The organism is Streptococcus sp. 5346, from assembly GCF_013277455.1.
In the GTDB taxonomy this organism is placed as follows: Bacteria; Bacillota; Bacilli; order Lactobacillales; family Streptococcaceae; genus Streptococcus.
Genome location: NZ_VMMY01000021.1, coordinates 7,502 through 15,482, shown reverse-complemented (window position 1 = coordinate 15,482; position 7,981 = coordinate 7,502). Strand labels below are relative to the sequence as shown.

The window sequence follows — 7,981 nt, the reverse complement described above, 5'->3', positions numbered from 1 at the left end:
TTCCTTCTTTTTTCCATCGGCTAAAAAAACATCTCGAAAGAGATGTTTTTGTCCCAAATAAATTGATTTTGTCCCAGAAATGTGGTATGATTTTGTAAAAGGAGGATTGAATCATGAAAAAATCTGATGTTCTTGATTTAATAAAGTACCACTATGAGTGTAAGGAGATAGAATTTAGAAATCAATGTANNAGAAGTTTTGATAAACAAGGCGATGCACAATTGGCACAATATATTATGGGTTTAATGTCTCAAAGTGATAGATTATTACCACAAGTAGAAAACAGTAGTCAGTATTTGGTTCCATCTAAGCTAGATGTTGGTCCTCTCCCACTGCCTCTTTCAATCATGAATGATTTGAAAGGGATAATAAATGCGGTAAATCATCATATCGGAATAAATAAATTTTTATTTGTGGGATCGCCAGGTACTGGAAAAACTGAAAGTGTGAAGCAGGTTGCTAGACTTATTGGTAAAGAATTACTAGTCGTGGATTTTAGTTATTTAGTCGATAGTAAGTTGGGCCAAACAGTCAAAAATTTAGCAGTCCTTTTTAATGAAATCAATAACCTCCCTTTCAAACAAAATTATATTATACTATTTGATGAAATTGACTCTATAGTATTAGATCGGGTGAATCAAAATGATTTAAGAGAAATGGGACGAGTAACCTCTGCCTTTTTAAAAGAGATAGATAGACTATCACCTGAAATCATATTGATTGCAACTACAAATTTATTTGATAATCTAGATAAAGCAGTTACAAGGCGGTTTGATGCTATTATAGATTTTGATCGTTATTCGGATGATGATAAGGTAGAGGTTGCAATAGTTATTTTAACCGATTTATTGAAACAATTTAAAAATGTAGCAAGAGATTTGAAATTATTTAAAAAAATTATATATAGTTCTAATACAATTCCAAATCCAGGTGATTTAAGAAATATGATACGGACATCATTGGCATTTAGTGATCCAAAAGATCCACACGATTATCAAAAACGTCTATTAAGAAGTTTTCATAATGGAAAAAATTTATCTATTTCTAAATTATCAAAATTAGGCTTTACAGTTCGAGAAATTGAGATTTTAACAGGTGTTTCTAAAAGCAGCGTATCACGGGAATTAAGCGAGGGTTAGTATGAATACATTATTGACATTACGTGGAAAAAGTTTTACACAAAAATCAAGAAATAATGGTATGGGACCAATAACTATACCCAAAAAAGCAATAATTACATTGGAACATTTGAAGTATCTTCATTCTGCACTAGAGGAAACGAAAAAATATTGGGAAAAAAATAACATTATAGATGGTATTTTGATCAGTGTTTACTATAATCGAATTGTTGCTAAAAGTAATCGTATTAACGGGTATCTCAATGTAGGAGGAGGGTACCAAATTCCAAATGATACCATTGTAGGAGCAAAATTTAATGATGAAAAGACAAAGCATATTATTACTCATTATATCTCTGGCGATGTACTTAGTAAGACAATTATAACTCTTAGTAAGATTATCGAAGTTTTTGAAGAAAATTTCGATGGAAAGATGACATATGAGATGTTCTCTAACTCATCAATATTTGCCTCCATAAAGTTCGCGGAATACGGTATTTCAAAATCTAAATTTCAACAGTATTTGAGGGATTCTTGCTTTATTGAGAAATTTGGCGTTGAATATGCTAGAGATTCAGATGTTCAAAATTCTATTGTGACATTTTATGATGTTCGTACAGATATTCTCATGTTACTTAATAAACTCAATATTGATATTTCAGAGACAAATGTCATGAATAATACAACTGTATTACTTGATGGAAAAAATATTGAATTGTTATTATCAAAAGCTCCCTATCTTGTCTCCATGATTGTTGAAGATTTTTCTAAATTATCTCTGGATGATTTTTATTTAAATAATATTGATTTTAAAATAAATCTTCCATCTCCAGTTAATGAACCAGTTATCGGTGTCATTGATACCTTATTTGATAAGAGCGTATACTTTAATGAGTGGGTTGAGTATTACGATTTGATTTCAAATGACATTAGAAAAGATAGTCAGGACTATAAACATGGAACAGCTGTTACTTCTCTTATAGTTGATGGGGCTAGTTTGAATCCTAATTTAGATGATGGTTGCGGACATTTTAGGGTAAGACATTTTGGTGTATCACTACAAAGTGGCTTCAATTCATTTACTATTATAAAACAAATTAGAGAGATTGTTTCTCAGAATTCTGATATTAAGGTTTGGAATCTTTCTTTAGGGTCCAATGATGAAATTAGAGAAAATTTTATCTCTGCAGAGGGAGCATTATTAGATGAAATTCAATTTGAGAATGATGTAATTTTTATCATAGCTGGAACAAATGCTTCTGTAATAAATGGGAAACGTAAAAGAATAGGTGCTCCTGCTGATTCACTTAATTCTATAATAGTAAATTCTGTTGATTTTAATAATCAATCGGTGTCATATTCACGCGAGGGGATTGTTTTATCATTCTTTGTTAAACCAGATGTGTCATATTATGGAGGAGGAAATGGTGACTTTATAAATGTTTGTGAACCTCTAGGATTAGGTCGTGTAGCTGGAACAAGTTTTGCGGCCCCTTTAATTGCAAGGAAAATGGCCTATCTCATTCATATTATGGGACTTAGCCGAGAAGAAGCAAAGGCTTTGCTAATTGATGCAGCAATACCCTGGAATGATAAGAAAACATTCACTGATTTATCTTTGATAGGAAATGGTATTGTTCCGATAAAAATTGATGATATTTTATCTACACCTGATGATGAAATTAAATTTATTGTGTCAGATATCTCTAAGGCTTATGATACCTATAATTATGATTTTCCAGTACCTATTTCTAGTGAGAGTTATCCATATGTAGCTAAGGCAACAATGTGTTATTTCCCTAACTGCTCAAGAAATCAAGGGGTTGATTATACAAATACTGAGATGCAGCTTACTTTTGGTAGGTTAAAGTCAGACGGTATCGAATCGATAAATAAAGACAACCAGCATGCCGAAGATACCCCAGGCTATGTGAGAGAAAACGCTGCTAGAAATATATTTAGGAAATGGGATAATGTCAAGCATATTGGAGAATCGTTTACTTCTCGAAAGAGAGCTAAAGCAATTTTAAATCCATCTAATCCTCAGTGGGGAATGAGCATTAAAACAATCGAACGTTTGAAACGCGGTGATGGGCAAGGAGTACGTTTTGGTGTAGTAGTTACATTAAAAGAATTAAATGGGGTTAATCGTATTGAAGATTTTATTCAGCAAGCTGAATTACGCGGCTGGCTAGTTAATAGATTGCAAGTAGAAGCTCAAGTAGACCTCTTCAATAGTTTAAATGAAGAAATTGAATTTGAATAGTGGATACTTTATCCTTATTTTAGATCTTAGGAATACAAAAGGGCAAAGATATGAATATTACATATATTGTTGGAAATGGTTTAGATTTGCAATATGGTTTAAAAACAAAATACAAGGATTTCTATGAATATCAAAATAAAATTTATACAAATAAAAAGAAGAATGAGGGATATTCAAATTTAATTTATGAGTCTCTATTCTCTGATAAAGTAAATAATTATGAAAATTGGTCAGACTTTGAATTTTCAATAGGCCAATTAACAATAAATAATGTCATAACCTTTTATAGTGAAGACGAAAGAAATAAGTTTATTAGTGATTTTTCAGATGTTATTGATGATTTAAGAAATTATTTAAAGCAAGAACAGAATAAAATCGATTATAAAAAGTATAAAATTGATTTTGAAATGACTTTAAATAATTTAAGAAATGAACTTCCTGCAGTTAACCAATCTGTTATTGATAAAAAATATAACGATAATTCACAGCAACATGATACTGTAAATATATTGACTCTTAACTATACAAATGTTATTGATAGACTATACGAGTTATCAGAAGTAAAATTTCTTAATAAATTAAGAAATAATAATTTTTTCTTTTATATTAATGCTCCAATTCATGCACATGGGACTCTAGATATTTGTACTGTTTTAGGAGTTAGTGATGAAACACAAATTGCAAAAAACTTTACTGAAGAAGAGAAAGAAGCTCTTATAAAAACTTTGAGTTTAAAAAGTTTTAGAGAAAATATGCACATTAAAAATAGTGATATTATAAAAAACTCAGATATTATAATTCTTTATGGAGTTTCCTTAGGAAAAACAGATAAATATCTGTGGCAACAAATTGCTGAACGTTCAGTAGATAGTACTGTTCCTATTATAATTTATAACTATGTCCCTGATTTTGATGCAGGTAACCCACTGAGAGTACGCAGTATGTACAAGAAGGTAGAAGATAAATTTATAGATAGTATTGATATCGAGTTACAACTAAAGAAGAAAATAAGAGAGAATGTTATTGTTGTTATTGGTAAAACTATTTTTGAACTAATAGAGGAGTAATTTTAAAATATAATATGGAAACATGGCAAGAGTTAAAAGTTACAGTGAAGCGTGAGGGGGAGGAATTGGTTTCCAATCTCTTGATTGAGTTGGGAGCGCAAGGTGTCGCGATTGAAGACAGTATGGACTATGTGGGAAATGTTGACCGCTTCGGCGAGATTTTCCCAGAGGTCGAGCAACAGGAAGAAATCGTAGTGACAGCCTACTATCCTGACACGGTAGATGTGGAAGTGGTTGAGGCAGATTTACAGGCTTGCCTAGCAGAATTGACAGATTTTATGGATTTGGGTGAGATCAAGATGGGGACGACTGCCTTGGCTGAGGAAGACTGGGCAGACAACTGGAAGAAATACTATGAACCAGCTCGTATCACTCATGATTTGACTATCGTGCCGTCTTGGACAGACTATGAGGCGACTGCTGGGGAAAAGATTATCAAGCTGGACCCTGGTATGGCCTTTGGTACTGGAACGCATCCAACTACCAAGATGAGCCTCTTTGCCTTGGAGCAGGTTCTTCGTGGTGGGGAAACGGTGCTAGATGTGGGGACTGGTTCAGGGGTTCTCTCTATTGCCAGCTCGCTGCTTGGTGCCAAGGAAATCTTTGCCTATGACCTAGATGATGTGGCAGTTCGTGTTGCTCAGGAAAATATTGAGCTCAACCCTGGTATGGAAAACATCCATGTAGCAGCAGGAGACTTGCTTAAGGGTGTTGAGATTGAAGCAGACGTCATCGTGGCTAATATCTTGGCGGATATTCTCATTCATCTGACTGATGATGCTTATCGTTTGGTCAAGGATGAAGGCTACCTCATCATGAGTGGCATTATCAAGGACAAGTGGGACATGGTGCGCCAGTCGGCTGAGTCAGCTGGATTTTTCCTTGAAACCCACATGATTCAAGGGGAATGGAATGCCTGCGTCTTCAAGAAGACCAAGGATATTTCGGGTGTGATTGGAGGCTAGCATGCAACAGTATTTTGTCAAAGGCAGTGCTATCTCTCCTGTCACCATCGAGGACAAGGAAACCAGCAAGCATATGTTTCAGGTTATGCGCTTGAAAGAAGATGATGAGGTTACTTTGGTTTTTGATGATGGGATTAAACGTTTGGCGCACGTGCTGGATGTGGAAGCCCGTCAGTTTGAGTTGGTCCAAGAATTGGCTGACAATGTGGAACTGCCCGTTCAAGTGACCATCGCATCTGGCTTTCCCAAGGGAGATAAGCTGGAATTCATCACTCAAAAAGTAACCGAACTGGGTGCCAGCCAAATCTGGGCCTTTCCTGCCGACTGGTCAGTTGCCAAGTGGGATGGCAAGAAATTGGGTAAAAAGGTTGAAAAACTAGAAAAAATCGCTCTTGGAGCAGCAGAACAAAGCAAGCGAAATCGTATCCCAAGTATCCAGCTTTTTGAAAAGAAAGCAGACTTTCTAGCTCAACTGGACCAGTTTGACTCTATCGTAGTGGCTTATGAAGAGTCGGCCAAAGAAGGAGAAGCTGCTGCGCTGTTACAAGCAGTCGCTGGACTCGAGAAGGGAGCCAAATTGCTCTTTATCTTTGGTCCAGAAGGTGGTCTGTCACCTGCAGAAATCGAAAGTTTTGCAGCTAAGGGAGCAGTCTTGGCAGGTCTTGGTCCTCGTATTTTGCGAGCAGAAACAGCACCACTTTACGCCCTATCAGCCCTTAGTGTTTTATTAGAATTAGAGAAATAAGAGGAAGAAAATGGAACAAAAACACCGTTCAGAATTTCCAGAGAAGGAACTTTGGGATTTAACAGCCCTATACCAAGACCGTGAGGATTTCTTACGTGCAATCGAGAAGGCTCGAGAAGACATCAATCAATTTAGCCGTGATTACAAGGGCAATCTTCATACTTTTGAGGATTTTGAAAAAGCCTTTGCGGAATTGGAACAAATCTACATTCAGATGAGCCATATTGGCAACTATGGCTTTATGCCGCAGACGACAGACTATAGCAATGACGAATTTGCCAATATTGCTCAAGCTGGGATGGAATTCGAAACAGATGCCAGTGTAGCCTTGACCTTCTTTGACGATGCCTTGGTGGAAGCTGATGAGGAAGTCTTAGACCGTTTGGGGGAATTGCCTCACTTGACGGCAGCTATTCGTCAGGCAAAAATCAAAAAAGCCCACTATCTAGGGGCTGATGTGGAGAAGGCCTTGACCAATCTCGGTGAAGTTTTCTACAGTCCGCAGGACATTTACACTAAGATGCGAGCTGGGGATTTTGAAATGGCTGACTTTGAAGCCCATGGTAAGACCTACAAAAACAGCTTTGTTACTTATGAGAATTTCTACCAAAACCACGAGGATGCTGAGGTTCGTGAGAAATCCTTCCGTTCCTTCTCAGAAGGACTTCGTAAGCACCAAAATACGGCTGCTGCAGCCTATCTAGCTCAAGTCAAGTCTGAAAAAATCTTGGCAGATATGAAGGGCTACGACTCTGTCTTTGACTATCTTCTAGCTGAACAAGAAGTAGATCGTGCCATGTTTGATCGTCAGATTGACCTTATCATGAAGGATTTTGCGCCCGTTGCTCAGAGATACCTCAAGCATGTTGCCAAGGTGAATGGTCTTGAAAAGATGACCTTTGCAGACTGGAAATTGGACTTGGACAGCGCCCTGAATCCTCAAGTGACTATTGACGATGCCTATGATTTGGTCATGAAGTCGGTGGAACCTTTGGGGCAGGAATATTGTCAGGAAGTTGCTCGCTATCAAGAAGAGCGCTGGGTGGACTTTGCTGCCAATAGTGGCAAGGATTCTGGTGGCTATGCAGCGGACCCATATCGCGTGCACCCTTATGTCCTCATGAGCTGGACAGGTCGTTTGAGCGATGTTTATACCTTGATTCATGAAATCGGGCATTCTGGTCAATTCATCTTTTCAGATAATCATCAAAGTTACTTCAATGCTCACATGTCGACTTACTATGTTGAAGCACCGTCAACTTTCAATGAATTGCTTCTCAGTGATTACTTGGAGCACCAATCTGACGACCCTCGTCAAAAACGCTTCGCTCTGGCTCACCGCTTGACAGACACCTACTTCCATAATTTCATCACCCACCTCTTGGAAGCAGCCTTCCAGCGTAAGGTGTATACATTGATTGAAGAAGGGGAGACCTTTGGAGCAAGCAAGCTCAACAGCATTATGAAGGAAGTTTTGACGGATTTCTGGGGAGATGCTATTGAAATCGACGACGATGCAGCTCTGACTTGGATGCGCCAAGCTCACTACTACATGGGCTTGTATAGTTACACTTACTCGGCAGGACTTGTCATCTCGACTGCTGGTTACCTTCATCTGAAACATTCAGAAACTGGAGCTGAAGATTGGCTCAATCTCCTCAAATCAGGTGGTGGCAAGACACCGCTTGAGTCATCTATGATTATCGGTGCTGATATTTCAACAGATAAACCACTCCGTGATACCATCCAATTCTTGTCAGACACAGTTGATCAGATTATCGCCTACAGTGCCCAGTTGGGAGAGTAAATTAAAAGAGTCT

6 protein-coding genes are annotated in these 7,981 nt (G+C 37.3%); all 6 read left to right on the top strand.

Features of this window, described 5'->3' with window-relative positions; all coding sequences use genetic code 11:
• Nucleotides 1–113 precede the first annotated feature (113 nt).
• The 6 genes from HT732_RS10045 (at nucleotide 114) to pepF (ending at nucleotide 7,968) form a co-directional block, all read left to right on the top strand.
• The gene (locus HT732_RS10045) at nucleotides 114–1,139 is read left to right on the top strand and encodes an ATP-binding protein (protein ID WP_173254983.1); all 1,026 of its coding nucleotides are present in this window, start codon (nucleotides 114–116) and stop codon (nucleotides 1,137–1,139) included.
• Nucleotides 1,140–1,200: 61 nt separating this feature from the next.
• Nucleotides 1,201–3,384, top strand: coding sequence for a S8 family peptidase (locus HT732_RS10040; RefSeq protein ID WP_173254985.1), 2,184 nt, complete (start codon nucleotides 1,201–1,203; stop codon nucleotides 3,382–3,384).
• A 50-nt stretch (nucleotides 3,385–3,434) separates the two neighbouring features.
• Nucleotides 3,435–4,451 carry an AbiH family protein gene (locus HT732_RS10035; protein WP_001028049.1) on the top strand — a complete coding sequence of 339 codons (1,017 nt, stop codon included), beginning with the start codon at nucleotides 3,435–3,437 and terminating at the stop codon, nucleotides 4,449–4,451.
• A gap of 14 nt (nucleotides 4,452–4,465) precedes the next feature.
• The gene (gene prmA, locus HT732_RS10030) at nucleotides 4,466–5,416 is read left to right on the top strand and encodes a 50S ribosomal protein L11 methyltransferase (protein ID WP_173254981.1); all 951 of its coding nucleotides are present in this window, start codon (nucleotides 4,466–4,468) and stop codon (nucleotides 5,414–5,416) included.
• 1 nt (nucleotide 5,417) lies between these two features.
• Nucleotides 5,418–6,161, top strand: coding sequence for a 16S rRNA (uracil(1498)-N(3))-methyltransferase (locus HT732_RS10025; RefSeq protein ID WP_173254979.1), 744 nt, complete (start codon nucleotides 5,418–5,420; stop codon nucleotides 6,159–6,161).
• Between the two features lie 10 nt (nucleotides 6,162–6,171).
• On the top strand, nucleotides 6,172–7,968 hold the full coding sequence (pepF, locus tag HT732_RS10020; RefSeq protein ID WP_173254977.1) for an oligoendopeptidase F: 1,797 nt from the start codon (nucleotides 6,172–6,174) through the stop codon (nucleotides 7,966–7,968).
• Nucleotides 7,969–7,981 lie beyond the last annotated feature (13 nt).